Source organism: Thermobaculum sp. T2p, from assembly GCF_059335935.1.
In genome coordinates this window covers 46,653-72,429 of record NZ_JANZYQ010000008.1, presented here as the reverse complement: position 1 = coordinate 72,429, position 25,777 = coordinate 46,653, and the positions used below count along the sequence as shown (strand labels likewise).

General features: G+C 60.6%; 26 protein-coding genes. 10 read left to right on the top strand and 16 right to left on the bottom strand.

Annotated elements, in window-relative coordinates; all coding sequences use genetic code 11:
• Genes cmr4 through cmr6 form a run of 3 tightly spaced genes read left to right on the top strand, consistent with a single transcriptional unit; the run spans nt 1 to nt 2,708 of the window.
• Nucleotides 1-879: a type III-B CRISPR module RAMP protein Cmr4 gene (gene cmr4, locus N2245_RS04405; RefSeq protein WP_494535519.1), complete on the top strand. Its 879-nt coding sequence runs from the start codon at nt 1-3 to the stop codon at nt 877-879.
• A gap of 3 nt (nt 880-882) precedes the next feature.
• Nucleotides 883-1,293 carry a type III-B CRISPR module-associated protein Cmr5 gene (cmr5, locus tag N2245_RS04400; protein WP_494535518.1) on the top strand — a complete coding sequence of 137 codons (411 nt, stop codon included), beginning with the start codon at nt 883-885 and terminating at the stop codon, nt 1,291-1,293.
• Nucleotides 1,290-2,708: a type III-B CRISPR module RAMP protein Cmr6 gene (gene cmr6 / locus N2245_RS04395; protein ID WP_494535517.1), complete on the top strand. Its 1,419-nt coding sequence runs from the start codon at nt 1,290-1,292 to the stop codon at nt 2,706-2,708. Before cmr5 ends, cmr6 begins: the two co-directional genes overlap by 4 nt.
• Nucleotides 2,709-2,731: 23 nt before the next feature.
• Here cmr6 and N2245_RS04390 read toward each other — a convergent pair whose 3' ends face one another.
• From N2245_RS04390 to N2245_RS04380, 3 genes are all read right to left on the bottom strand, one after another.
• A complete protein-coding gene (locus tag N2245_RS04390; RefSeq protein WP_494535516.1) occupies nt 2,732-3,850 on the bottom strand; it encodes a phytanoyl-CoA dioxygenase family protein in 1,119 nt (372 codons plus the stop codon).
• A gap of 101 nt (nt 3,851-3,951) precedes the next feature.
• Nucleotides 3,952-4,788 (bottom strand): helix-turn-helix transcriptional regulator, encoded by an 837-nt coding sequence (locus N2245_RS04385; RefSeq protein WP_494535515.1) that lies wholly within the window; start codon nt 4,786-4,788, stop codon nt 3,952-3,954.
• A 10-nt stretch (nt 4,789-4,798) separates the two neighbouring features.
• Nucleotides 4,799-5,260 (bottom strand): RidA family protein, encoded by a 462-nt coding sequence (locus tag N2245_RS04380; RefSeq protein ID WP_494535514.1) that lies wholly within the window; start codon nt 5,258-5,260, stop codon nt 4,799-4,801.
• Nucleotides 5,261-5,360: 100 nt separating this feature from the next.
• Here N2245_RS04380 and N2245_RS04375 point away from each other — a divergent pair, with 100 nt between their 5' ends.
• Nucleotides 5,361-6,581: a hypothetical protein gene (locus N2245_RS04375; protein ID WP_494535513.1), complete on the top strand. Its 1,221-nt coding sequence runs from the start codon at nt 5,361-5,363 to the stop codon at nt 6,579-6,581.
• On the opposite strand, the gene N2245_RS04370 is transcribed toward N2245_RS04375, so the two are convergent.
• The 6 genes from N2245_RS04370 to N2245_RS04345 form a co-directional block, all read right to left on the bottom strand.
• Nucleotides 6,578-7,327: an intradiol ring-cleavage dioxygenase gene (locus N2245_RS04370; RefSeq protein ID WP_494535512.1), complete on the bottom strand. Its 750-nt coding sequence runs from the start codon at nt 7,325-7,327 to the stop codon at nt 6,578-6,580. The two genes, N2245_RS04375 and N2245_RS04370, sit on opposite strands and share 4 nt — an antisense overlap.
• Nucleotides 7,328-7,329: 2 nt before the next feature.
• The gene (locus N2245_RS04365) at nt 7,330-7,794 is read right to left on the bottom strand and encodes a hypothetical protein (protein ID WP_494535511.1); all 465 of its coding nucleotides are present in this window, start codon (nt 7,792-7,794) and stop codon (nt 7,330-7,332) included.
• Nucleotides 7,795-7,860: 66 nt separating this feature from the next.
• Nucleotides 7,861-8,499 (bottom strand): DUF5666 domain-containing protein, encoded by a 639-nt coding sequence (locus tag N2245_RS04360; protein ID WP_494535510.1) that lies wholly within the window; start codon nt 8,497-8,499, stop codon nt 7,861-7,863.
• Between the two features lie 265 nt (nt 8,500-8,764).
• Nucleotides 8,765-10,138, bottom strand: coding sequence for a GH1 family beta-glucosidase (locus N2245_RS04355; RefSeq protein ID WP_494535509.1), 1,374 nt, complete (start codon nt 10,136-10,138; stop codon nt 8,765-8,767).
• A gap of 12 nt (nt 10,139-10,150) precedes the next feature.
• Nucleotides 10,151-10,921 carry a sugar phosphate isomerase/epimerase family protein gene (locus tag N2245_RS04350; RefSeq protein ID WP_494535508.1) on the bottom strand — a complete coding sequence of 257 codons (771 nt, stop codon included), beginning with the start codon at nt 10,919-10,921 and terminating at the stop codon, nt 10,151-10,153.
• Nucleotides 10,922-10,964: 43 nt separating this feature from the next.
• Entirely contained in the window at nt 10,965-12,059 is a 1,095-nt protein-coding gene (locus N2245_RS04345) for a Gfo/Idh/MocA family protein (protein ID WP_494535507.1), read from the bottom strand.
• A 163-nt stretch (nt 12,060-12,222) separates the two neighbouring features.
• Between N2245_RS04345 and N2245_RS04340 the strand changes: the two genes are divergently transcribed.
• Complete coding sequence (locus tag N2245_RS04340; protein WP_494535506.1) at nt 12,223-13,797, top strand: NHL repeat-containing protein; 1,575 nt, start codon at nt 12,223-12,225, stop codon at nt 13,795-13,797.
• Nucleotides 13,798-13,806: 9 nt separating this feature from the next.
• Here N2245_RS04340 and N2245_RS04335 read toward each other — a convergent pair whose 3' ends face one another.
• From N2245_RS04335 to N2245_RS04320, 4 genes are all read right to left on the bottom strand, one after another.
• Nucleotides 13,807-14,397, bottom strand: coding sequence for a hypothetical protein (locus N2245_RS04335; RefSeq protein WP_494535505.1), 591 nt, complete (start codon nt 14,395-14,397; stop codon nt 13,807-13,809).
• A gap of 21 nt (nt 14,398-14,418) precedes the next feature.
• Entirely contained in the window at nt 14,419-14,943 is a 525-nt protein-coding gene (locus N2245_RS04330) for a hypothetical protein (protein ID WP_494535504.1), read from the bottom strand.
• A 178-nt stretch (nt 14,944-15,121) separates the two neighbouring features.
• Entirely contained in the window at nt 15,122-16,423 is a 1,302-nt protein-coding gene (locus tag N2245_RS04325) for an MFS transporter (RefSeq protein ID WP_494535503.1), read from the bottom strand.
• A gap of 47 nt (nt 16,424-16,470) precedes the next feature.
• Nucleotides 16,471-17,562, bottom strand: a complete 1,092-nt coding sequence (locus N2245_RS04320) for a YihY/virulence factor BrkB family protein (protein WP_494535502.1) — start codon at nt 17,560-17,562, stop codon at nt 16,471-16,473.
• A 554-nt stretch (nt 17,563-18,116) separates the two neighbouring features.
• On the opposite strand from N2245_RS04320, the gene N2245_RS04315 reads away from it, so the two are divergent.
• Nucleotides 18,117-18,680: a hypothetical protein gene (locus N2245_RS04315; RefSeq protein WP_494535501.1), complete on the top strand. Its 564-nt coding sequence runs from the start codon at nt 18,117-18,119 to the stop codon at nt 18,678-18,680.
• A 22-nt stretch (nt 18,681-18,702) separates the two neighbouring features.
• The gene (locus tag N2245_RS04310) at nt 18,703-19,353 is read left to right on the top strand and encodes a hypothetical protein (protein WP_494535500.1); all 651 of its coding nucleotides are present in this window, start codon (nt 18,703-18,705) and stop codon (nt 19,351-19,353) included.
• 24 nt (nt 19,354-19,377) lie between these two features.
• Here N2245_RS04310 and N2245_RS04305 read toward each other — a convergent pair whose 3' ends face one another.
• Nucleotides 19,378-19,548 carry a hypothetical protein gene (locus N2245_RS04305; RefSeq protein ID WP_494535581.1) on the bottom strand — a complete coding sequence of 57 codons (171 nt, stop codon included), beginning with the start codon at nt 19,546-19,548 and terminating at the stop codon, nt 19,378-19,380.
• On the opposite strand from N2245_RS04305, the gene N2245_RS04300 reads away from it, so the two are divergent.
• The 3 genes from N2245_RS04300 to N2245_RS04290 are packed head-to-tail and all read left to right on the top strand — an operon-like array spanning nt 19,493 to nt 22,540.
• Nucleotides 19,493-20,509, top strand: a complete 1,017-nt coding sequence (locus N2245_RS04300) for a Gfo/Idh/MocA family protein (protein WP_494535577.1) — start codon at nt 19,493-19,495, stop codon at nt 20,507-20,509. The two genes, N2245_RS04305 and N2245_RS04300, sit on opposite strands and share 56 nt — an antisense overlap.
• Complete coding sequence (locus tag N2245_RS04295) at nt 20,506-21,654, top strand: mandelate racemase/muconate lactonizing enzyme family protein (RefSeq protein ID WP_494535499.1); 1,149 nt, start codon at nt 20,506-20,508, stop codon at nt 21,652-21,654. The genes N2245_RS04300 and N2245_RS04295 overlap by 4 nt, the downstream gene beginning before the upstream one ends.
• A 4-nt stretch (nt 21,655-21,658) precedes the next feature.
• Nucleotides 21,659-22,540, top strand: a complete 882-nt coding sequence (locus tag N2245_RS04290) for a DUF6807 domain-containing protein (protein WP_494535498.1) — start codon at nt 21,659-21,661, stop codon at nt 22,538-22,540.
• A 37-nt stretch (nt 22,541-22,577) separates the two neighbouring features.
• On the opposite strand, the gene N2245_RS04285 is transcribed toward N2245_RS04290, so the two are convergent.
• Complete coding sequence (locus tag N2245_RS04285; RefSeq protein WP_494535497.1) at nt 22,578-24,797, bottom strand: ABC transporter substrate-binding protein; 2,220 nt, start codon at nt 24,795-24,797, stop codon at nt 22,578-22,580.
• 118 nt (nt 24,798-24,915) lie between these two features.
• Nucleotides 24,916-25,776: a phosphotransferase family protein gene (locus tag N2245_RS04280; protein ID WP_494535496.1), complete on the bottom strand. Its 861-nt coding sequence runs from the start codon at nt 25,774-25,776 to the stop codon at nt 24,916-24,918.
• Nucleotide 25,777: the final 1 nt, after the last annotated feature.

Sequence of the window (25,777 nt, the reverse complement as noted above, 5' to 3'; positions counted from 1 at the left end):
ATGGAGAAGGCGATAGTCACATTCTATTCAGTCACCGCGATGCACGCGGGCTCAGGCTCCACCATAGGTGCCATCGACCTGCCCATCCAGCGGGAGGTACATACCAACTTCCCCGTAGTACCAGGATCTAGCCTCAAAGGCGCTCTAAGACAAGCCGCTACGGATAAGTGGGGCAAGAACGGCAAGCTCATGACTGTGTTCGGCCCCGAAACTGGCAACGCCCAAGATCACGCCGGCTCGATCCTAGTGGGCGAGGCCAAGCTATTGGCGCTGCCGGTGAGGTCCATCCAATCGGTCTTCTTTTGGGTGACCTGCCCGATGATCCTCCAACGCCTGGTGCGCGACCTCAAGCAGATAGATAACAACGTGCAGATGCCCGCCCTTGAGGTTGACGGCAACACAGCACTCCTGCCGGAAGCCCTTGATTCGGAACAAAGTCGTATAGTGCTAGAGGAGCTGGACTTCGAGGTCAAGGTAAAAGGAGATCTCAAGAGTTTCATCCAAAAGCACATCGTCCCATTGATATCCGATGAGGTCGGCAGCCACTTCAAGTCCAAGCTCGAAAAACACCTTGTGGTGGTGAGCGACGAGAACATGGCCTACCTCTCGCTCAACGGCACCCAGGTGGCCTCACGCATCGTGCTGGACGACACCACCAAGACCAGCAATAACCTCTGGCAGGAAGAGACGCTACCCTCAGAGACGATCATGTGGAGCCTGCTCATCGCGCGAACACCTAGAGGCAACGCCCTCAAGGAAGCCAAAGATGTGATGGACGCGATAGGCGATGTGCTGGGCAACGGCGAGCCCATACAGATCGGGGGCAACGAGACTGTGGGCAACGGCTGGTGCTTCACCAAGATCTACAGGGGGAAGTAACATATGAACAGGACACTGTCTCAGCAGAGAGCTAAGTTCGCCCTGGACAAGGTGATGTCTATATATAACAAAAAAGATCCTAAATTAAATGAAGACTACTCCAACCTCTGCCTCCGGCTACCCGGCATGATCCTGAACAACGGTCTTGGTCAGACGCTGGCGTTCCTACTGGCCGATGCACAAGGAGATAGAGATAGGGCCAGCTTCAAGCTCTACGAGCAGCTGTCGGAGTGGGTCATCGCCAATAGGGGGATATACCACCAGAACAGTTACGGCAAAGACGGGCTCATGAGGGCACTCATGGAGGGAGATAGGGGCGCTTATATACGCGCACAAACTGAGGTTTTGGAGTTGCTAGGATGGATGAGACGCTTTTCTGATGCTTACATAGGTAGATCGGAGAGCCAACCATGAGCAGGGGGAGAGACAAAAAGCACAACCAACGTAGGGGCAACGAACAACGGCAAGACACCAGAAAACATCGACCCTCAGCTGAGTCTAACAATGAGCAAAACTATAGGTATAAATTGCCCCTATACAAATCGATCCAAGAAGTGTTCAAGAGAGTCGATCCCATCAAGAAACACAAGGGCAATCCATCTCTCCTGTACGATAAGTTCATTGACGCCTGGAACTGGCAGCAAGACGATCCTCTGAACGGGATCAAAAAAGAGGTCGATGTTAATAAAGACAGCAAAAAAGATTCCGTGATCAAGATCTTCCTACAGGGCTTTATAAGCCTGAGCGAATGGAAGGATCTGCAGCCAGAGCTGGAAGACTACCTGCAGCGGCGCAGGGAGCTGGTGCAGAAGCTAGGGGGAAGGACCATCCGTCTGCGGACCGACTGGCGCTTCATGTCCGGCACGGGCGCTCACCACCCGCTGGAGAGCGGCTTCGTGTGGCACCACACGCTGGGTGTGCCCTACCTGCCGGCCTCCGGCGTCAAGGGGGTGATCCGAGCCTATAAGACGCCACAAATCCTAGGAGAAGATTCTAACCCCGCGGAGATCCAGGCCTACTTTGAGCAGGTCCTAGAGGTAGATGAGCTGTTCGGCTATGAGAGCATCAATAACGAAAACAAGCTGCTGTCTAAGCTAGATACTGAGACGCGCCGGAAGTACGAGCGCAAACCTAAGCAGGGCTCGCTCATAGTGTTTGATGCCATCCCCACCAGAGTGCCCAATCTCGAGCTGGACATCCTCAACGTGCACTACCCAGACTACTACCAGCAAGGCAAGGCTCCTGGAGACTGGCAGTCGCCCAATCCCGTCTACTTCCTCACGGTGGCTCCTGACTCCGAGTTCGAGTTTGCACTGGTCCCCATCGCCCGCGATGGAGATGGGCGCAGAGATAAGGACAAAGGGCAGAGGCTGCTTGAGAAGGGCGCGCAGATCCTGATAGAAGCGTTGAACAGCCTTGGTGCGGGCTCCAAGACCGCCATTGGCTACGGCAGGTTCAGGCCCTCTGGCCAGGGGAACACACAGGGGGACAAGGCCATAGCTAGCTCCGCCACAACCTCCCCACAGGGTACAGGTACGGACACCAACACAGCCGGTACCAAGGAGCGCACACCCCGAGCTAGCACGGTGGACCCCAAAGTGCAAACCCTACAGATGATGATCGATAGTCTAAGGCCCAGAGATATGGGCAGAGGACCGAACATCGTGGACAACATAGCCTCTGCCTCTAGCGATCCCAACGTTCGCAAGGAGTTAGCGAACAGGCTCTATAGGAAGCTCTTCCCGAGTCCTGATGAAGCTAAGAGGTACCAGGAGAGACCTTGGTACAAGAAGCTGCAGAGCCTAATCGAGAAGGGGGAGGTGGAGTAAGCCTCCCCCTTCAGCAACAGCACCTACATATCATCATCGTCGCGCTGGTTGGGATCTGTCATCTCCATGCCCATCATGCCGCTGTCCATGTCGCCCATGGCGGCAAGCGCGTACTCCCGCTGCTGCCTGCGCTCCTCGGGAGAGAGCAGCGCCGCACAGGGAGTGCCGAAGCGGGGCTTCGCGAACGGCAAGTGAGTGTCCCCCCGCGCCAGGATGTGCGAGCCGTTGGTCATCTTGGTGACGGGGTCAACCGCGATGGCAGCGTGGGGGTTATCGGGCTCGGTGTCCGCGCCCCACTGGGTGAAGGACCGCGCGTTGCAGTAGTGACCGACGAAAGCTCGGCGGAACCTGTCGGTCGTGAAGTTGCGCTTGCTGCGGTGCAGGATGTGCCCGCCAAAGAACACCACGTCCCCGGGCTTGGCGGCCACGAGCACCTGAGGGTACTTGTCAGCTATGGGCGTGAGATCGTTCTCCTCGTCGTTGGGGTTGCTCACACCTCCCACCCTCTGGATGTCAGCTATCTGGGTGTCTCCGTAGCCGTAGCCCTTCTTCGGCGGGTACACCGGCTCGTGCTGGCTGCCGATGGCAAACCATAGGGCACCGTTGAGCTCGTCGCACTCATCTATGGCGATCCACGCACCACAGAGGCTATCCGGATGCGTGGGGATGTAGTAGGAATCCTGGTGCCACCCCTGGCCAGGCTTCCCTGGGGGTTTGAGGAACAGCATGGTCTGCAGCGCCAGCACGTCTGGACCAATGAGCACCTCCAACACGTCCAGCACCCTGGGGTGCAGCAAGAAGCGCTCGTGCAGCTCCAGCTTGCGGTGCAGCATGTGGATGCGCAGGAAGTACTGGGCCTTCTCCTGGGGCGACAGGTGCTCGGGGGGCGCAGCCAGGGGCTGGACGCTCACGCCCGAAGAGTCAGAACGGTATCTATCATCCAACTTGGCCGCCCTCTGCTCGGGCAACTTGCCCTGCATCAGGTCCTCGGTGTGCTGCCTCAGCAGCTCTATGTCCTCCTGAGGCACGAGTCCACGCACCACCAAGAAGCCCTGCCTCTTGAAGGTTATGTACTCCTCAACGGATACTCTGTACTTGTCGGTCCTCTCAGTGTAGCTAGATATCTCTAACACTGTAGCCATCTGCTTCCTCCTCGCGATAGATCTGTTGACCAGATTATGATCCCGAGGACATGAGAAGACCATACCGCACAATAACCTAAACATACATGAGATTGACCAGATCAGAGCATCTCAGGGAGGATGGGAGCGAACTGTACCTGCCCTAACTGGGCCTCTCTACGCAGCTGGGAGGGGGATCTGCCATACAGCTCCTTGAACCGCTGCGAGAAGTGGAAGGGGCTGGAGAAGCCGTAGATCCTGGATATCTGGGTAATGGTGTAGTTGGAGCGCAACAACAGCATGGCCGCGCGATCCAGTCGGCATATGCGCACGGTCCCCAGCGGAGACAGTCCCGTGTGGGAGCGAAACAGCCTGCATAGGTACTCTGGGGAGACGCCAGCACTCGCCGCTATATCCTCAAGGGAGATCTCTGCCGAGGGGTCTTCATCCAGCCTACGGGCTATATATCTGCGAGCTAGATCTACTGGCTCTGGGAGGTTAGGGCTGCTGGACCATAGGATGCCCGTCTCCCCTCCCACATAGGCCTCCAGCATCAAGTTTATGGCCAGCTCGGCCTGCTGCTCGTTGCCCTGCTCCATGCACGTCAACACATGCCCGAATAGTGGCACTAATACTCCTGCTGATTGGGCATCGTACACCCATGGCCAAAACTCCACCGGAGGCCAGTAGTGTGGGAGCTGTCTGATGTCGAAATGGAAGTAGGCATGTCTAGTCCTGACTTTGTGATCGAACCGGAACATATCCATCACACCCCGCCGGCATAGGGCCACGGAGCCCTCAGCCAGGTACACAACACCCACGTCCAAGCACTCGTACTCGGCACTACCGTTCATGATCCACACAAACTCATAATCCATCAGCCTCCTGGGGCCAAAAGTGGCTCCAGGAGGATAGCTGGCAACCCCATAGGCTGTGGGCAGCGTCACCTTCAGAGACAACTTGTGACTCCTAGACCGCCACCTCTGCTATGAGTTCCACCTCCACAGGTGCGCCATTGGGCAGCTCAGACACCCCAACGGCCGCGCGAGCATGCCTGCCACTCTCCCCGAACACCTCTTGCATGAGTTCAGAGGCACCGTTGATCACCTTGGGCTGGTCGACGAATCCTGGCGCCGAGGCCACATAGCCGGTGAGCTTGACGATCCTCCGCACGAGGTCCAACGAGCCCAGCTCAGCCCTCAGGGCAGCCAACGCGTTGATAGCGGCCACCCGCGCCGCCTCCTGTCCCTGCTCGAGCGTCACGCCCTCACCCAATTTGCCCTTGGCAACCAGCTCGCCGTCGCGGGTGGGCAGCTGCCCCGACACGAACACCAAGTTACCTGTGCGCACGGTCGGCACGTAGGCCGCAAGCGGCTTAGCGGGCTCGGGGATCTCCATCCCCAGCTCCCTGATTCTGGCTTCGAACGACACCCTCAACCTCCTCATATCGTGTGTAGGATCCTCAAGAACGATCTCATATTAATCCAAAACACACCTTGCCGCTAGGCCTTATACTGAATTGAAGGTGAACATGTCCTCACAGACCTGGAAGCACTACGCACAAGCATCATGCACGCTGGCGATCCTAGGAGGCTTCCTGCCAGGAGCACTCCTCTTCCTGCTGGCTTCCCAAGGAGCAGGGCCTGCGTGGGTGGCAACCGCCCAGGCGCATGGTCATACACAGCTCTTTGGCTGGGTGGGGCTGATGGTGCTGGGTGTAGGGTTTCACTTCCTGCCCCGGCTGCGCAGCGCTCGCCAGCTCGACCCTCCCCTGACCAGCTGGGTGCTGTGGCTGCTGCTAGGGGGGCTCGCGAGCAGGCTGCTGGCGCAACCCGTAGCGGCGGGCGCTCAATCCAGCTGGGTGAGGTTGGCCACGGCCTGGGTAGTTGTTCTCGGCGCATGGCTCGAGCTGGCGGGCTACACGCTCACGCTGGTTATCTACTGGCGCACGCTCAGGGATGGGCCACCGCTTGGTCAGATGAGGGCGATGCTGCAGGTCCTACCATTCTTCCTAGTTGGTTTTTTGTCGCTGTGGGCAGCTTCGGCGATCAACCTTCTAGGCGCGATACAGGAAAGTGTAACCCGGTATGGAATATATCCTGAGGGCTCCCTGGACTTGGTCATCACCTTCATGCTGCAGGGATTCATCGTGCCGGTATCGGTCGGCATGTCGGCACGCAACTTCCCGATCCTCTTCCGTACCAAGATGCCCCAGATGCCCCTGCTCTGGGTAGGTTTGGCTGTTCAGTCGGCAGCGGTGCTCTCGTCGCTGCTGGGTACAGACGGCCGGGGTCTCTACCTGATCGCAGCCGGGCTCTTCATAGCTGGCCTACGGCTGCTTGAGCCGCGCAGGCCACGCCCCCGGGACACAGTGCCCTTATGGAGGGATCCCACCCAGCTGCTGGCGCTTTCGGCCTACCTATGGCTGCTCGTGGGAGTGCTACTAGAGATAGTAGGCAAGCAGGATGCCTATAGGCACGCCCTGGGAGCAGGCTTTGCGACACTCCTCATCTTCGGCGTGGGGTCTCACTTATTGCCAGGGTTCGGAAAGCTCCATGCCAGGAACAACATGTTGAGATGGGGGCTGCTGATCGCTGGCAACCTCACCGTCCTAGCCAGAGCGCTGCCCTCTGCATTCCCATGGCTACCCGGACACGGCCACCTGGAGGCAGTCGCGGGCCTAATGGGTGCCTGCTGCGTAGCAGCCTTCGCATGGCATACCCAGTTGTTCTCAGCTGAACCCAACCCTTAGGAAAGGTCGAGTGCGAGCGCTATCGAGGCCGAGTAGGATCGCCCGACGCTTGCGGGCACGAGCAGCAACTGGTCTCCCCCTTGCCTGTAGATGAGATCTTGGGAGTTCCTAGTGTCCCTGGGGCCCTTGGAAGCATAGGGCTGAGTGGAGTGGACACGATCCGTGATGTCCTCGTCAAAGAACAGCTGGGATGTGAAATCGTACGTCTGGGACCCGCTTCGTGGATAGCGGATCTTGAAGTGAATATGCACTGCCCTGCCGCTGTACCATCCAGGGTAGATGGTCGTGAATCGAGCGACCCCTCTGTCATCGGTTATTTGGTAGCCGCGCAAGAACTTCTTCCCAGTGGTATCGAAGTTGGGGTCAGATACGTCGGAGTATATACCCAGAGCATCGCATTGCCAGATATCCAAGCGCGCGCCCGGCAGGGGTTCGCAGGCCTCGCCCATCCGCATCACACGAAAGGTCAGGGCTAGCGTCACTCCCTCCTTCCTCGTGCCGTCAACTGGGTCCGTGCGCACATCCGACCTATGCAGATCCTCGTCGACGAAGTATGGGCCCTCAGTGAGCTCGGGACGCACCACGCAGGCGGTAGTGCTGGGCGTAGCTGTGGGGGTGGGCAAGTGGCTGTCAACATCATTAGGGAAAGTGCATCCCAACAGGAAGGACATGCTCGCCATACCAAAGAGCTCGAGTACCTCTCTTCTAGTGAGTAACCTACCGATAGGTCCATCATCTTGCAGCAAGGCTAAGTCCTCCTAACTGTAGATCGCCTGGAGACCTCTTGTTGCATGGTAGACACGGTGAGCACGTAGTTGTACCAGCTCTGGACCCTGCTTGGACCCAGCAGCCACAGCACTATAAAGGCTAGCTCAATATAGACCGAGACGATGGGCTTAGGATCTGGTGAGAGCCAAACGTCGAAGCCCTGCAGATGCAAGACCCTATCTAGGAGATATACCGCCAGCAAGGCCCCACATGTCAGCACGCCAAGCACCCAGCCCCAACCCCACTTGTCCTTGGAAACGCCGAACACAGCTACCAGCGCCAACATGGCACCCAAAGAGAATACAGCTGAGGACCAATACAGTCCCTGCTGAAGGTGGGCAGGCACCTCCGAGAGGTGCAGGCCAGCGACTGCGCTCAACATGAGCCCAGCCACTAGCTTTACGCCCCTCGGCACATGCAACTTAGCAATCACCATAGCTTTCATACACCAACCTCACATGGGATCCCAGGGGAAGGATCCCCTGGGATCTATGATAGCTGTTGTGGGCACCTATTGGGAGTTAGAGGTCACCCCAGTGATGTTCTCTGCACCATCATCATCTGGCCAACCTCTGTGGTGCCGTACGAAGTCCCCTTCCCCTATCAGCACAGCCTTTGCCTCGACGACACCCTGGGAGTTCTCTTGGCCCATCACCCGCACGAACTCGCCCACCTTGATGTCGCTCTTGGTGGCTTCTTGACCATCCTTGCGGATCACGGTATCGGCAGAGATCTGCACGGTCTTGCTTTTGCCATCATCGGTCTTCACCGTGACGGTGTTACCGCTGACCTTGGATACCGTGCCCACCACAACTGGGAAGAATGGGCCGTGCATATGGTGGCCGAAGAACGGGAACGGCCTCCCAGTCTCCTGTATGCGGGACTTGATCTCCTGAGCCTGCTCTTTGGTCAACTTGCCGTCCTTCACGGCTTGGTCGATCACGTCCTCGCTGGCCTGAGTCATGGCGGACTGCACTTCCTGGGGCTTCTTACCGAGGATCTGCGCCACCTTGTTGATGAACTGCTGGTAGTAGTTATCGCTGCTTGTGGAGCTAGTCTGTGCGTTGACGGCGTTGGCGCTAAAGAAGACCAACGTCAGCAACACGAGCCCCACAGATGCGATAAACCCCAGCCTTCGTAATTGTCTCAAGTAGTCACACCTCCTTTCCACTAAGGGTCTGCTTTAGCCTATGCCACGGATATGGGGTATCCTAGTCCTTGTAGGTCGTCGTGCCTTGGTTCGCATCCCCCCTTTCTTCTTATAAAGTCAACGCTGGCCAAGCGTTTGATTATGAGTTTAGGATGCGAACTTCAAGGGAAGATATCACGAACGTAAGAGGACGATAAGAAAATCACGATAGGGGGTGGGGACGCCACCCCCTATACAGAACGCAAGGGGACACGAGAGGTTACATCTATACGGATTCTGTGGACACTAGTTGCCCTTCAGCCACCACTCTGCTATACCAGATGCCGCTGTCCTTGAGGGTGCGCTCCTGCGTCTCGTAGTCCACGTAGTATAGCCCGAATCGCTTGCTGTAGCCGAAGGCCCACTCGAAGTTGTCCATGAGGGACCACGCAAAGTACCCACGCAGGGGCACCCCATCGCGGATAGCGCGCTGGGCGGCGTCCAGGTGCGAGGCGTAGTACTCCACGCGCTTAGGATCGTGCACCCGACCCTCGACAGGCGGCTCGTCCGGATAGGCCGCACCGTTCTCGGTGATCACTATGGCCGTGGGTGAGTAGTCCCTGTGCAACCGCGTCAGGAGGTCGTACAGTCCCTGGGGGTACACCAGCCAGCCCATATCGGTGTACTCGCCATCCACGCGCACCTGATCCACGTGCAGCGGCGGGTTACCCTCGGAGTGCCTCACGAACGAAGGGCTGTAGTAGTTCACCCCCAGGAAATCGAGGGGCGCACCTATCACCTCTAGGTCCGACTCGTCAAAGGAGGGTACCCACGACCCGAACACGTCGACCATATCGCGGGGATACCCCTTGGTGAACAGTGGATCGAGGAACCAGCGGTTCATGAAGCCATCCATGCGCCTGGCGGCGGCCTCGTCCTCGGCGCTATCGCCGGCCGGGTAGGCATGTGTCAGGTTGAGCGTGATCCCGACCTGGGAGTCGCGGGAATTATCCCTGATGACCGGCACGGCGAGACCATGGGCCAGCAGCAGGTTGTGTACCACCGGCAGGTATACCTCGGGCTCCTTCCGACCGGGGGCGTGTTCGCCGGTGAAGTAGCCCAGGAAGGCCACCACCCAGGGCTCGTTGAGGGTGATCCAGTGCTTGACCCTATCGCCCAGCCGCCGGGTGACCACATCCGCGTACTCGGCGAAGGCCTTAGCGGTATCGGGGTTGGGCCAACCGCCACGATCCTCCAGGGCCTGCGGCAGGTCCCAGTGGTACAGCGTCACCCAGGGGGTGATACCTGCGGCTAAGAGAGCATCCACCAGGCGGTCGTAGAAGTCCAGCCCCGGCGGATTGACCCTGCCCCACCCTTCGGGCAGGATGCGGGGCCAGGCGATCGAGAACCTGTAAGCGTTGACGTTCAGGCGGCGCATCAGCTCTATATCACCCTGCCAACGGTGGTAGTGGTCGCAGGCCACGTCGCCGGTGTCGCCGTTGTAGGTCTTGCCAGGGGTGTGGCTGAAGCGGTCCCAGATGGACTCCCCCCTACCATCCTCGCGCACCGCCCCCTCTATCTGGTAGGCGGCAGTGGCGGTGCCCCATGTGAAGCCCTCGGGGAATCTTCCGGAAGCAAGCTCATTGCTGGTCTGCGACATGTGCTCACCTCCTTAGGAACCCAGTGATGCTGATATCAGCCTACGCAGGTTCTCCAGGCTGCGCTTGATGTCCTGGTAAACGTCGGAAGGACTATCCTCCTGCTCGACTATGAGCCACTGCGTGCCCGAGGCGTTGGCCGCCGCCAGGAGCTGAGGCCACGGCGTGATGCCATCGCCCACTGTGGTATCGGACCTGTCGGGCTTGTTGGACATCTCCTTGGCATGCAGGGTGGGCACGCGCCCGGAGTGCCGTCGAATAAGCTCGATGGGGTCCCGTCCGGCGTACATCACCCAGTAGATGTCGATCTGCAGGTCGACGAACGCCGGATCGGTGTTGGCCGCCAGCAGGTCGTACATCGTCTCCTCACCCAGAGGTTCGAACTCGAACGCGTGGTTATGGTATCCAAAGCGCAGCCCCTCGGTCGCGCAGCGCTCCCCCCAGCGGTTGAACGTCTCGGCAAGCCTCTTGACGGCCTCCGGGCTGTTGCGCAGCTCCTCTGTGGTGTAGGGCACGACCGCATACTCGCAGCCGAGCGCATGCAGCTCCTCAATGACCTTATCGAACTCCTGCTCGAAGCGCTGGTAGGGCACGTGCGCGCTGATCGCCTTTATCCCCAGATCATCCAGCAAAGCCCTTAGCTCCTGGGGGGTGTGCTGACCGTAGCCCGCAAACTCTACCGCCCTATAACCCGCTTCGGCCACGGCGCTGAGGGCCCCTGGGAAGTCCTCCCGCGCCTGCTCCCTCAGCGTGTACAGCTCGAGTGCCACGTTATCCGGCCCCATAAATACCTCCTATATACGTATCGTAAGGTGAATTGTCCAATCATCAGAAGCTGGTGTCAAGGTCCAGCGCCCTGCCTTGCCTGATGGAATCGCCGATCTTGTTCATGATCTCCAGCACGTGCGTGGCGTGCTCCGCGGTGAGGATCGGCTCCTCCTTGCCTGCCAGGCAACGCACGAAGTGTGCCGGGCCATAACCTATCAGGCCGAAAGTTGGGCCTTCCTCGAGCAAGGGGGGATAGAGGTTGTCGATCCAGCCCTCCAGACCCACCTCGGAGCCATCCTCAAGATACACATCGATCGAGCCGTAACCCTGATACCATCTAGTTATATCAAGGCTAAGGGTACCACCGGTACAGTGGAGCTCTATCGCCGGCGCCTTGCTGTTGGGCACCGCGAAGCTGGCGAGCACCTGCGCGAAACGATTGTGTCCGAAATCTAGCTGGATCAGCACGTGGTCGTTGGCCTCCACCTGGATCTTCTTGCCGGCGTGGGGGCCCGCAAGCACGGTCCTCTCGGGGATGGCTATACCTCCCATCGCCTGCACCCGCCTGGCGGGACCCAAGAGCCCCGTGACCGCGTGCAGCGCGTACACCCCGATGTCCACCACCGGCCCCACGGCCGCCGAGTAGAAGACCGTGGGATCACCGGTGTACTCCCTCCAGCTAGCAGGACCCATGGTCGCCATCTGGGCCACCGCCAAAGTCGGAGTACCTATACGTCCCGAGGCCAGCAGTTGCTTGACCCACTTGAAGCGTGGGGTGGCCATGACCGCCGGCGCCGCAAGCAGCAGCAGCCCCTGCTCCTTGGCGAGCCCTATGAGAGCCTGCGCTTCCTCGACCTTGCCCGCTATCGGCTTCTCGGAGAGCACGTGCTTACCAGCCCTCAGAGCCGCCTCGGTGACCTGAGCATGCAGCGGGGCGGGAGTGAGGTTGATCACGGCCTCAAGCCCAGGATGCGCCAGGAACTCCTCGTACGAGGTGTAGGCCTTGGCTCCCTGGAAGCCGGCCGCCGCCCTCTGCGCCCTCTCAGCCACGGTATCGAAGCAGGCCACCACCTCGGCCTCCTCCAGCTGAGCTAGCACCGGGAAATAAGAGCGAAACGCCACGTCTCCACAACCAATGATCCCTAACTTTATCATGCTTTTCCCCCAGTAGGATTTTGTCCACCAGGTACTACGATACCAGAAAACCTGTGGGGGCACACGACTCCCAGGTAGGATTAGCCTAAATTGGCTATGGATTAAACTTGACGCAATTTTTATGCTATATACGTCGCTTATAGACAACAAAGGGGTCACCCCTATGAGAAGGCTAGCGATCTGCGGCTGCATGCTCGCCCTGCTGGGCATCTACCGGCCCGCGGCCGCCGAGGGACCTGGATCGGGCACCAACCTCACGGAATTCTCCCTGCAAGAAGGTGGCAACACGGTGATGTACTCCATGGCGGATCAACCAGAGGAGCTGCAATGGGGACCCACAGCGCTCACGGTCGCCTCTGATGGCACCTTCTGGATCTCTAACTCCTACGTCGACAAGCTCACGCACGTCTCGGCCGAGGGGAAAGTGCTGGGCACCATAGACCTCAAGCCCTACGGCGCGGTGGGCATAACCGACCTCAAGGCCACGCCGTACGGGTTGGTGGCGCTGGACGGTGGCTCGCCTGCCATCCGCATCCTCAAGCTAGGTTACGACGGCAAGCTCATCCAGAGGTACGCTATACCCTCCTCCCTGGAGAGATCCATCACCGGGCTGATCGTGGGACAGGACGGCGAGCTCTACCTGGAGGCAAGGGGCATCGTCAAGTACAGGCTGCTGTCTCCGGATGGCACCCTCTCCCGAGCCTGGGTGAGAGGAGCTACCATCAACGGCAAGACCATAACCATCACCCCTGCTACAAGGGAGAGGCCGCGCGCCGGCAGCGTTCAGGTGGGCGATGTGGTGCGCAACGTCTGGACCAACAACTATCTGGGGGGGCTGCGGCTGCTGGGGATCAACCCGGCTTCTAAATATTCAGGCGGTAGCTTCTACGTCACCGTAGTGGATCTAGCACCTAACTCCAGCGGCTTCTTCAGGTTCGACTACACGGTGCGTCACTACGGCGCCGATGGCAAGCTGCTGGGGGTAGCGCGGTTCCCGATCAACCAGCAGTACGTTAACGTGGCGCATCCGCTGGCGATCGCTCCCGACGGCAGCGTGTACGGCCTAGTGACGCGAGAGGACAGCGCCAAGGTGATCAAGCTGGCATTCAGCTCCAGCCTCCAACCTTTATTCCCCAAGGGCACTGTGACCACCTCCAGCCCCACCAAGACCCTTGGCACCTACACATCTCGAAGTGCCATAGCCCAGAGGGCCTGGGAGTACGTCAACGACTCCCGCTACTACACGAGCACGAACATATCCGGCTCCTGTAGTGGTAGGGACGCCCCTCGCTACCTGCTCTCACCTGGAACCTACACGGGCGTGGCCTATGACTGGGGCGGGTGGGACACCGTCGGCACCTACAACTACTACCTGGATAGAGGCTACCAGGCTGGGGACATAGCCGAGACGAACGTGGGCGTGGAGAGCTGCTCGCGCGGGGTGGACTGCTCGGGGTTCGTCACGAGGGCCTGGGGCAGGTCGGATCAGAAGTACTACACGGCCACCCTGCCGAACATCTCCTATGTGCTGCCCGGGCCATGGTCGCTGGAGGCGGGCGATATCATGAACCAGCCCAACTCCCACGTGCGCCTGGTCAGCTCGGTGGACGGCAACGGCGCGTTCGTGTGGGAGTCCACTGCCTACGCCGGCATGGACAGGGTGGTCTACAGATACGTCCCCTGGACGAGCTTCCTGCAGTATCAGCCACGCAGGTACAGCTACCTCTCGAACCCCTAGTACCCGGTGCTACTCAGCAGCATTAGCCTCGTAGGGCACCTGCTCAGCGACCGCTTGCCTGAAGCTATCCACGGCCCGATCGCGAGCCGCGGCATCGTCCGCCGCCACGGCACCCATCGGCAGTACGTGGTACCACCCGCGGTCAGCGTCATAGGAGGTCGCTAGCACGTAGGTCCCGCCAGGCTCGAGTAGCTCCTGCCCGTCGAAGACCACCTTCACCAGCTTACCGTTCAGGTCTCTGGTGTAGCCACCGTACTGGTCGACGATGATGCTGCTGGGCAGCGATACCTGCCTCGAGGGCTCGGAGTCTGGCTTGGAGGGATCCAGCCGGCGGGTAGACTTGATCACCTCTAGCACCTGCACACGGAAGCGCGTGCTCGGCCATCTGAGGTCCGCGACCTCTTCGGTCCGCTCGATCACCCTCCCCACAAACACTGCATCTGCATAACCCACAAGCTTCCTGCGATCGCTGAAATCGGTGACCCAGCTGCCCTCGACCTGCCTCGTAGCAGGGATGCTGATCCATACTACGTAGGCGGCCACCAGCAGTGCACACACCAGCACCCACACCCGACGCGAGAGAGCTCTGTTCCCAGCCATGGTTCTCCTCCTAGCAGATCGCTACTGCCATCTATCGTAATAGTCTTTCTTATCGTGGCTCTGAGGGGAAATAAAACACCCCACAACCCTATACATCAGAGCCACACAGTTATACTCTTCATCATGATCACCAATACCCAGAGCATGCCCAAACTCATGAGCCACACAGGATTTTCTGTTCCAATCATTGTAGTTGGCAAAGTAGTACACATTGAGCTTTATCTCGCCAAGGGCATACTTACCACATAGCCCATCATTCTGGTTGTATTCATTGATTGTTAGATTCCAATTGCTGGAGTTAGAGGGCTTTGGATATATATTTACTTTCCCTAATGAGGACCAAGTGCTGTCCGCATGGCTTACGGCGCCCCCGTACCGAGTATAGTTGAGGTATATCATCTTGCCCCCAGCAACAGCATCATCCCACCAAAGCTGCTGATGGACTGTAGAGGCTTGTACAGCGAGCATGGGAGATAAAGCAGTTAAGTAAGCTAGGGAGATGACGAGCAGCAAGAGGCGAGAGCTAGACCTGTAGAGAGATGGCATCCCAGAAGTCAGGATTTTTTTTAATCATATTGTCAACCCCATAGGCATTTGATTTGATTGTACAACTAGATGATAATCTAGTCAACATAGACATAAGAGGTCTAACTGCGATATAGATAAAGGCTGCGGGGCCGCAAGGCTATAGTGGATTCGGTAGCAACCACATATATCCGATTTCTCAGGAGGACCTACCCTGAGGCCTCCTGTGAAGGATAAAAGTTGCGTAGCCTAATGCGCCCACGCACGCTGTCCCCAGGCCAATCAAGCACACGCCCAGCCAGCCGGCAGCGTTCCACGCGGCCACCCCCAAGTAGGAGCCCAGCGCTCCCCCGGCGAAGTACGTCACCATGTAGGCGGTGTTCAGCCTGTTGCGCGCCTCCCCCGATAGCCCCAGCACCCGCGTCTGGTTGGAGATGTGCACCGACTGCGTGCCGGCATCCAGCAGCACGGCTCCCAGGGCCAGCAGCGGGAGCAGCGCCCCTCCCAATAGGCAGAGGTAGGCCAGGAGCAGCAGGAACAGCCCAGCGGCGATCGTCCGCAAGGGCCCCCGCGCATCGGCCACCCTGCCCACGACCATCGAGGTGAGCGCCCCGGACAGCCCCGTCAGCCCGAAGAGGCCCGTGACGGCGCTGCCGTAGCCGTGCGATGGCCCCTCCAGGTAGAAGGCCAGCGTCGCCCACAGGACGCTGTAGCAGGCGAAGGTGGTCGCCCCAAGAAAGCACGACTGCCGCAGCACGGGCTCATCCCGCAGCAGCTGCCACAGGGAGCGCAGCAGGCGTCCGTAGGAGTGCCCCACCCCGGAGACGCTGCGGGGCAGGCGCCTGAGGAGCGGCAGCAGGGCCGCCGTGGCGACCGCCGCGAGCACGTACACCAGGCGCCAACCCAGCAGCTGCCCCAGGAAGCCGCTGGCCACGCGCGCGACCACTATCCCCACGAAGAGGCCGCTCATCACCGTCCCGATGACCCTACCCCTGCCCTCGGCATCCGCCAGGCCCGCAGCGTAGGGAACGATGACCTGTGGAGTGACCGTCACGAAGCCCAGCAGCAGCGAGAGGGGCAGCAAGATGACCGCCGAGGGCGCCAGGGCAAACAGCAGCAGCACCGGCACGGAGGCCGAGGCCGTAAGGAATATCAGCCGGCTGCGGTCCACCCTGTCCCCTAGGGGCACGAGCAACAGCAGGCCCAGAGCGTACCCCAGCTGCGAGAGCGACACCACCCAGCCTATGCGGGCGTCAGATACTCCCAGGTCGCCGGCCATCTGCGGCAGGAGGGGTTGGCTGTAGTATAGGTTGCCCACCGTGATGCCGCAAGCCACGGCCAGCAGCAACAGGAGCTTTCCAGATATACGCTCTTTCTCCGTAAGATCACCTATCACGATCACCATGATAGCAAGAGACGAGCCCTGAGAGTGCTCGACTCCCAGCCGGCGCGTCCGGCGATAGCAAGCCCCCCAGAGAAGCCTATAGGGTCTCTTCTTCAATTATAAATATTGGGAAATGTTCAAAGGCGAACAGATCAGGGCTGCAGCTAGTGCCGCAGCTTAGTGCCCACCAGGCCGATCATCAGCAGCACCAGGTAGGTGACCACACCGGGCAGGGCCGAGCCACGCTGGGAGCTCATCACGGCCACCCCCTCCCGCCCACTAGGTTGCGACCCCGAAGCGGAATGCTCACTATCTCCCGGCACCTTCTCCCCTTCCTGCTTGCCACCTGGGGCATGGGACTCGATCACCTGGTTGATCTCCGTCCCCAGCAGCAGGATGTACGCGGAATAATACATATAGAGCATGAGCACGATCACGCCCGCTAGAGTACCATAAGTCTTGTTGTAGGAGCCGAAGTTGTTGACGTACAGCGAGAAGAGCAGCGAGAACACCAGCCAGAGCGTTACCCCCATGACCGAGCCCGGCGTAATGAAACGGAAGCGCTGCTTGACGTCGGGCGCGAAGTAGTAGATCAGCGCAAACGCGAGCAGGACGAAGCCCACCAGCACAGGCCACTGCAGGATGATCCAGGTCCATCTGAATACCGGTCCCAGGTCGGCAGAAGCCCTGGCTATGGCAGTGGCTATGTCGGCGCCGAACACCACCAGCACGAGCGCGGAGATGATCAGCATCGCCGCCCCGAGCGAGAGCAAGATGGATATCAGGTACCGCTTCCACATGGGTCTGCTCTCTTTGACCTCGTACATCACGTTCATCGCCTCCATCACCGAGCGGAACGCTCCAGAGACTCCCCACAAGGCCAGCAGGATGGACACCAGCGCGCTGAGCCCGAACGCTCCAGTGGCCTTGCTCTGGGCTATCTGCCTGATGGGACCACCTATCAGGTCCACAGCCTCCCGGGGCATCGCTGCCGAGGCACGGTCGAGCAGCTCGTTCACCAGCTCCGTGGCCTGAAACACCCCGAGCAGCGAGATGAGGAACACCATGAAGGGGAAGATCGCAAACAGCCCGCTGTAGGTAAGGTGACCGGCGAACACCGATAGATGGTCCTCCTGCGCCTCCCTCAGTACCTGCTTGAAGAAGTCCACGAGCCCTAGCTGGCGAGTCATCGGTACCTCGACCTCGTTACCCTTCCTCTCCGCCCTCCTGATTAATTCGATACCCGGAACGCGCATGCTTTACCTCCTGCTGAGTACGCGAGCATTACCTGGACGCAAAGAGCGTGCCATAAGCTATGCCCCTTCCACACGCCTCACATGCATCGACGAACTCAGCAAGAGCACTCATATTATGTAAATAAATGTTGCTTGGAGGAGCAGCGCGTTCATCCTGAGCGTGAAGATAGGGGTCCCTTGCACCAGGGACCTAAGGAGATCCCCGGCAGGCAGCTGAACTGGTGAGCTGTAGCCCGGCTCAGAGCACTGACCTCGCCCGGTGGTAGCCGTGTAGACTAGCAGGAGAGGAGTTTGCACTCCTCCCAGGCCCAAGAGGTGCCCCATAGCCTTTGGCGATCACATGCCGCAAATAGATGTACTAAAATCCTAAAGAGCTGTTGAAAGGGCTTTACAGTCGATTTATAATTAGAATGGCTCTATAGTTAGGGTTAAATCAAGATGGGGTAAGCAAGAGATCTTTGGTATACCTGATCGTCATTGGCTGCTTGTTCGGTCTTCCCCCTCCTGACCATGTCCAGAGCGCTCTCTCGGCCGTGCCCCCCAACAACTTCGCCGTGACGTTTCACAAGGCCAGAACCTACGACGGTGTGTCCTCCTGGTTGAGCTTCGATGCCGATCCTCTCGCCAGTGGCTGGCAGGCAGCCCCAGTCGGAGTCACCAACTGGAACTTCAACGGCTATATAGAGACTGGTCCTACCAAGGACTGCAGGTGGAGCTGCACCAAGGTCTATCCCTACGCTTCCTGGGAGAACGTCAACGGCTTGAAAAACCGCGAGATCGACCCGTCCATCGTGTTGTCCGAGAATACGCGCTACCGATACACCAGCGGTTGGACGTTGAACGGCTCCATCTGGAAGGGATATATCTGCTTCAGCGGGAGCGGCTGCGTTGAGCTGGCGTCCCAAGATCTGGGCACGGTGTCGCTGGAAAGGGTGGCAGTGGGCATCGAGAGCTCGCCCGCCGTAGGCCTGCCGCCCAGGGCCAGCACGGACACCAACCGTTTCAAGGACGGCGTGTGGTATAGCTACTGCTACGACTCGTACGAGGAGAACGTGTCATCGGCTTACAGCACGGCCTGCAGCACCTCCAACTACTCATGGACGACCCGGGGCAGGTAGCAGGCGCGCAGGAGGAGAACAGATGAAGACCTATTACAGATTCCTAGGAGTGCTGCTCATAGCTCTGCTCACCTTGGGGGCGGTGGCTGTGGGCGTGGCCACGCTCAGGAGCTCCAGGGGAGATGCCAAGGGAGCCAGCAGCGGGAGCTACGAGCAGGTGGCCAACAGCGGGACCCCGCTCGCGGACGACGTGCGCGCCGAGCTTGCTGAGCGGGCGCTTGACTACGCCCTCCAGTGGTACGCGGCGGACGGTACCAAGCCGGAGGTGGTGCTCGTGCGCGATCTCGTGCTGGACGACCTGCTGAGCATAGGTGTTTGTCCGAGCCCCAACTACGACCCGGCCGACCCGAGGTGGGCGATCGTCGTCCTGAGGGGAGATTTCGACCTACACAACATGACCGGCACCTCGCTGATCGCTCCCCAGAGCAACGCGGAGAGGTCCATGGCTAGGTACATGGCCTACATCATGGATGCCACCGGCCAGCACAGAGCGCCGGTGTCGGAGATCGCCTCCCCCAACGGCGGCTCTTTCCGACAGATCCTGGGCGATCCATCGCTGCCGGACGATGCCCCGGCCGGCGGCAAGCAGGTGGACACGGCCATCAGGTACCAGGACTGCACGCCGGTGGAGCGCGTCCGCACGCCGATCCCGCAGGACCAGGTGCTGCCCTAGCCCCAAGCGCACGTGTCCCATGGACTATGCTGCATTTTTATATATGATATATAATTGACGTGACCTATAATACTGAGAGGTGATCACGTTGACAGTGCGCGCAGCTATAGTTGGCACCGGCGGCATAGCCCACTCCCACATGAGGGCGCTGCATGCCCTGCGGGACAGGGTGGAGGTCGTCGCCCTGGTCGACACCGACCCCTCCCGCTTGGAGGCCTTTGGCAACGAGTTCGGCATAGCACGGCGCTACCCCAGCATCGAGCAGATGCTGGAGGCGGAATCGCCCGACCTGGTGCACATCTGCACCCCGCCTTGGACGCACACGGACCTAGTCCTCCGCAGCCTGGAAGCCGGCGCCTGGGTGCTCTGTGAGAAGCCGCTATGCGGGTCGCTGGCGGAGTTCGACCGTATAGCGGCGGCCGAGGAGCGCACGGGCAGGTACTGCAGCACCGTATTCCAGTGGCGGTTCGGCACCGCCGGTCAGCGCGTGCAGCAGGCCATACGCTCAGGAGAGCTCGGCAGGCCGCTCGTGGCCGTATGCAACACCACCTGGTACCGCGACCAGGCATATTACTCCATCCCCTGGCGAGGCAAATGGGCCACGGAGCTTGGTGGAGTCACTGTCGGCCACGGCATACACCTGATGGACCTGCTGCTCTGGCTGATGGGAGAGTGGCGGGAGGTGACCGCCGTGGCAGACACGCTGGACCGCCAGATCGAGGTGGACGACGTCTCGATGGCGATCGTGCGCTTCGAGGGCGGCGCGCTGGCCAGCATCGTCAACAGCGTGCTCTCCCCAAGGCAGGAGAGCTACCTCCGGCTGGACCTGCAGGGGGCGACGCTCGAGGTACGTGCACTCTACGGGTACTCCCGCGACAATTGGAGCTTCACCCCAGCCCCAGAGCGCGACTTGCCCAACCCCCTGGACTACCCAGCCGACATAGATGTACCATCTTCCCATGAGGCCCAGATCTCTGCCCTGCTGGACAGCATGGAGCGGGGGGAGCGTCCCCTTGTCAGCGGGCAGGAAGCCAGGAGGATAATAGAGTTCATGAGTGCTCTGTACAAGTCCGCGGCTACCCGGCAGCCTGTGGCCCGAGGGTCCATAGTCGAGGGCGATCCTTTCTACCACCACCTGGCGGGGAAGGTCGGATGAAGGTGCCCACGATCAGCCGTGTGGAGGTGTATCCTGTAGAGCTACCGATCATCGGGACCTTTACATTCTCCTCGGGCTCGGCGGGCAAGGTCGGCGAGACAGCTAAGTTCGTCTTCGTGCGAGTGCTAGATGATGCTGGCAACTACGGCTGGGGCGAGTGTCGTCCCATGCCAGGATGGTCCTACGAGACGCTGGAGACGGTGGTGACCACGCTCAGGCGACACCTCATCCCTGCGGTCGTGGGTACGCCGGCCAGCGACCTTGTGGGCCTGCAAGCTCGCATGGACGCGGCTATAGGTCGAGGCCCCAGCACGGGCCAACCCATCGCCAGGGCGGCGCTCGACATGGCGGTGCACGACCTGCTGGCGCGCGCTCTGGGGATGCCGTTGCGGGCACTGTTAGGCGGTAGCCCAGAGCCCCGAGCCGTGGCGCTCAGCTACACCGTGACGGCGCACGATCCTGAGGCCGCCTCCGAGGAGGTGGCGGCCGCCAAGGCAAATGGGTTCCGCCACTTCAACTTCAAGGTGGGGGTGCGGCCGGAGACCGACGTGCAGGTGGCGCGCGCCATCCGCGAGGCGGCGGGGGAGGAGGCATTCGTGTGGGCCGATGCCAACCAGGGTCTGGCCGTGGAGCGAGCCGTGCGGGTAGCCGAGGGCTTAGCGGAGGCGGGCGTGGACGTGCTCGAGCAGCCGTTTGCCGCTGACAAGCCCCACCTCATGAGAGCATTTAGGCCCAGGTGCCCGCTGCCGCTGGCGGTGGATGAGGCCTCGGTAAGCCCCTCCGACTTCCTGCTCTACGCCTCCGAGGGGCTGGTGGACTACCTAGTGGTGAAGGTGACCCGCAGCGGAGGGCTGTGGCCCAGCGTCGAGCAGGTACACTTAGCCCGAGCCCTCGGCCTGCCACTGCTCATCAGTGGGCTCACCGACTCGATGCTCACCAAGCTCGCCGCCTGCCAGCTGGGGGCAGCGTTTGGCTTTGGGGGGCCAGCAGCGCTCAACGGCAGCCAATTCCTCGACGACTCCGCACTCTACCCCACCAAGGAGGAAGTGGAGCACGATGGGCAGGTATGGCTGCCGGAGGTAGCGGGCATAGGTATAGAACCCGACGTCAGCGCCTTGGAAGTGCTGCGCATTCAGGAGGAATAAGGACATGCAGATCAGGTTGGAAGACTCACAAGGCTACATGGCAGTAGAACACGAAGGGCGGTACCTATGCAGGTATGTCTATCGGCCCGACACTCCTAGGTACGAATCTCCGCGCCCCTACTTCCACCCGGTACGCACCCTGGGGGGAGTGCTCCTCACCGACTACCGTCCCGCGGACCACCCCTGGCACGTAGGGATCTCGATGACCGTCACCAACCTCTCGGGGCACAACTTCTGGGGAGGGCCCTCCTTCGTGCGCGACCAAGGGTACGTGCGCATCGAGAACCAGGGGGTAGAGCAGCACGAGGGCTGGCAGCACAAGGGCGAACACGAGTTGGCAGAGGCCATAGGATGGATAGGACACGATGGCAGCCGCCTGCTGGAGGAAACGCGCACCATAGTGCCGCACGTGTGGGAGGCAGGGTTGTGGGGACTTACCCTAAGATTCGACCTGCACAACGTTGCTGGCAGGGAGCTCGTCTTTCGGTCGCCCACGACGGACGGCCGCCCCATGGCCGGCTACGGTGGGCTCTTCTGGCGAGGGCCCGCACCCTTCATCGGAGGACGCATCCTGGCGGCGGATGGCGATGGGCCCGAGATGATGGGGCGTCGGTCTCCTTGGCTGGCCTACATCGGCCGGGACGAGGCAGGCAGGCCTGCCGCCATTGCATTCATCGACCACCCCCATAATCCTCGTTTCCCCACCCAGTGGTTCGTGCGGCAGGAGCCCTACGCCTGCGCCTCGGCGGCCTTCATGTTCGACGAGCCCCTTAGCCTGCCTGCGGGTGGGAGGCTGGCGCTGCGCTACAGGCTGCTCTTTGCCGACGGAGAGCTGAGCAGGGCGCAGGTGGACGGGGCGGCCGAGGCCTTCTGGCAAGGGGAGTAGGTCCCGACCCCGTAGGGTCGGGACGTAGCGCAGGGGGTTACATGTGCTCCTGGGGATTGTCCCAGTAGTAAGCCTCGGGATCGTACACCGCCGGCGTGGGGTGAATCCAGGTGTTGACGAAGCCGTGCAGCGCCAGGTCCTCCCTCTTGGGCACGTTCATGAGCCCCTCTTTATATAGGACTATCCTTGGGTAGTTGGCCACGCAGCCCATGAAGAACGGGCCGTCCTCGACGTGGATCTTGACGATGTCCCACACGAGCTTGTGCTGCTTGATGGGGTCGGTCTCCCTGCGGGCCTTGTCGTACGCCTTGTACAGCCGATCTATAGGATCACCGGGCTCCGGCAGCACGTGCGGGGGCTGCCTCTTCCAGGGATCGAGGTTCTTCTGCTGCTGGATCTTCTTGGGATCGGTGGACTTCAGGATGTAGCCCTGGCCATGGAGCGGCGCCCAGCGGGAGGTCTCCAGCGGGATGAGCCAGGTGGGGTTGACGAGGGAGTTGGGCCCATCGCTCACCTCCCAGGCGGTCTTGGAGAGGATCTTGCCGGCGTTCCAGCGGTCGTCATAGCCCGTAGGTGGCTGAGGGTTAGCTCTGGCGTTGAGCCCTATGGCCTGCCAGTCCTTGGCCAGCAGCTCGTTCTTGCGGACGTGCTCGCTGCTCTGGGGCTCAGATGCGGGGTAGTCGAGGGTGATGAGGAGCTTGCCGCCGTTGGGCAGCTCGCGCCAGCCATCGCCGTTCTTATCCACCACTCCCAGCTCATCGAGCATCTGCTTGGCCTTCTCCGGGTCGTAGGTGGCGTAGGAATCCCGCCACTGCTTGTAGACGTTGCGTCCCTCGTCGTTGAACACGAACTCTATGGACTTGGGGCTGGTGGTACCGGTAGTGATCTCGCCGGTCTGCAGGTACACCAGCTTCTGTACGTTCTGCCTGTTGTAGGCGTAGGAGAGGGCCTGGCGGAACTTGGGATTGCGGATGAGCTTCCTCATCTCGGGATCGATGTAGTCGTAGTTGAAGAAGAACACGGAGGCCGTGCCCGAGCCGGAGTCCCACAGCTCGATCTGCAGCTTGCTGCGCGGCTGCGCCTGCTTGAAGGTAGCTATGTCCTCCACGTTGATGGGGACGAAGCCACCGTGCACGTAGTCCACCGCTCCCTGGGTGAACTTGAGCTTGAGCACCTCAGCGTCCTGCACGTTGTTGTGCTGGATGGTATCGATGTACGGCAGCTGGTTGCCCCACCTATCGACGCACCAGTAGTAAGGGTTGCGCTCCCATATGGTGTACTGGCCGCGCTTGTACTCCTTGAGGCGCCAGCCGGTCATCGTGGGGCACTCAGGGTTGGTGGCGAAGTCCGCCTTGGCGTTGAAGGTGTCCACCCAATCTTTCCCCACCTTGGGGTTGTACTTGGGGTGGAACTGCTTGAGGTAGTGCTTGGGGTCCATCCAGCGGGGGCCGATCCCACGCTTGACCCAGCAGGCCATCAGCCCCGGCAGGAGTGGGGCAGGAGCATCGAAAGTGATCTGCAGCGTGACGTCGTCTATGGCCTTCAGCTTGGCGGGGTTGCCGTTGGCCGACACCAGCTCAAAGGGCACCGCCTCTGGGTGCTCGGGGTTGAGCACCTCATCCTCCCACCAGAAGAGAATGTCCGCGGTGGTGTAGGGCTCGCCGTCCGACCATCGCAGTCCCTCGCGCAGGTGGAAGGTCCACACGGTCTGGTCCTCGTTGGATTCCCAGGATTCCACCAGCCCAGGGCCTATCTGCAGGCCATCGCGCAGCCACCGCAGCGGCGAGTGACCATACATGGACTCCTGGATCAGGTGGCCCGTAGCCCAGTCGCCTTGATCGGTGCAGGCCATGAGTAGCTTGCCGCCGTACTTGCCCTGCTGGACCCACTTGTGGGGCACGACGTAGGGATGCTTGGGCAGGCGCTGCTCCACGGGCGGCAGCTTGCCGGCCTTCACCATCTCGGCAAGCATCGGCGCCTCGTTGTACTTGCCGGTGTAGGATTCGGGCGTGGCCTGGCCTATGTTCTGCACAGGCGTGGCCACTGCCTGGGGAGTTACGTCGGCGGCAGCTGTGGCCACAGGACTTGGAGAGGTCGAAGGTGACCCCGAAGGAGAGCCCGATGGTGACGCCGATGGGGAGCTCGTAGGCCCACTGGTGGGCGTGGAGGCCGGGCTGCCCCCACAGGCGGCAAGCAGCAGCGAGCCTGCCGAGAGAGCCGACAACCTGAGAAAACTTCTTCTATCCAGCTTGGTCATGTAACCCTCCTACAGACATCTTAGGGAAATTCCCAACTCTATAATATACGTTTACTATAATCTACTCAATAGATTTTTTAATTATTAGTAATGTTTAGCATACGAAGACACAGATGAGTCATCGCCCATGGGCAGAGCGGTGCCTCCATGTGGCGACCCAGCGCCGCACCCTAGCTAATCCCTCCGGCGACATAGGGTCCTCCCGCCCGGGCCTGGGCCCCCTATCGCGCAGCATGAGCTCGCCGGCCCAAGCTAGAAACGGAGCCATGTGCTTTGGCTTCCCGCGCGCAGATGCGTATCCCCACCTCCAGCCCAGCTCGAACAAGCGGAGCATCACCAGCTCGAGCGGCCTCAGCCCCTCGGTCTCCAGCCTCAAGATCGACAGCGTGCGAGCGTAGTCGGCCCTGGGATCTCCCAGGCGTGCGTTCGCCCAGTCCAGCAGGCAGGTGACCCGCCTGCCGTCGGTCATGACGTTGAGGGGATGTATATCTAGGTGCATGAGGGCTTGGGGCCCGTCGGAGAGCGCCCCAAGTCGGGTCCTGAGCTCCGCGTCCAGCCAGGGTTCCTCGAGCCAGAAGGGCACCTCCGCCAGGAGCTCGGGGGGCACTGGTACGCTGTGCAGCCTGGCCTGCACCCTGCCCATCATCGACCCCAGCTTGCATACCAGCCAAGGGCGACGCCTCAGCTCATCGAGGAGCGTGCGGCCAGAGCACCAATCCATAAGGATGGCCGACCTTCCCTGGAGCGACAGCACGGCATACGGTTGGGGCACCGGCACTGTGGACCCTTGCAGGCCCCGCATGATGAGCCATTCCCTACGCGCCAAGCCATCCTGACCCGGAGGGAACACCCGCAGGCAGTAGTTACCGGGCTCGCATTCGAGCTTCAGCAGCAAGGTGTGCCTGCCCCCGCTCACGCGCGACACCCGCCGGAGGGGGCCACATCCCAGACGGCGCAGCTCCTCCCTCAACGACTCCATA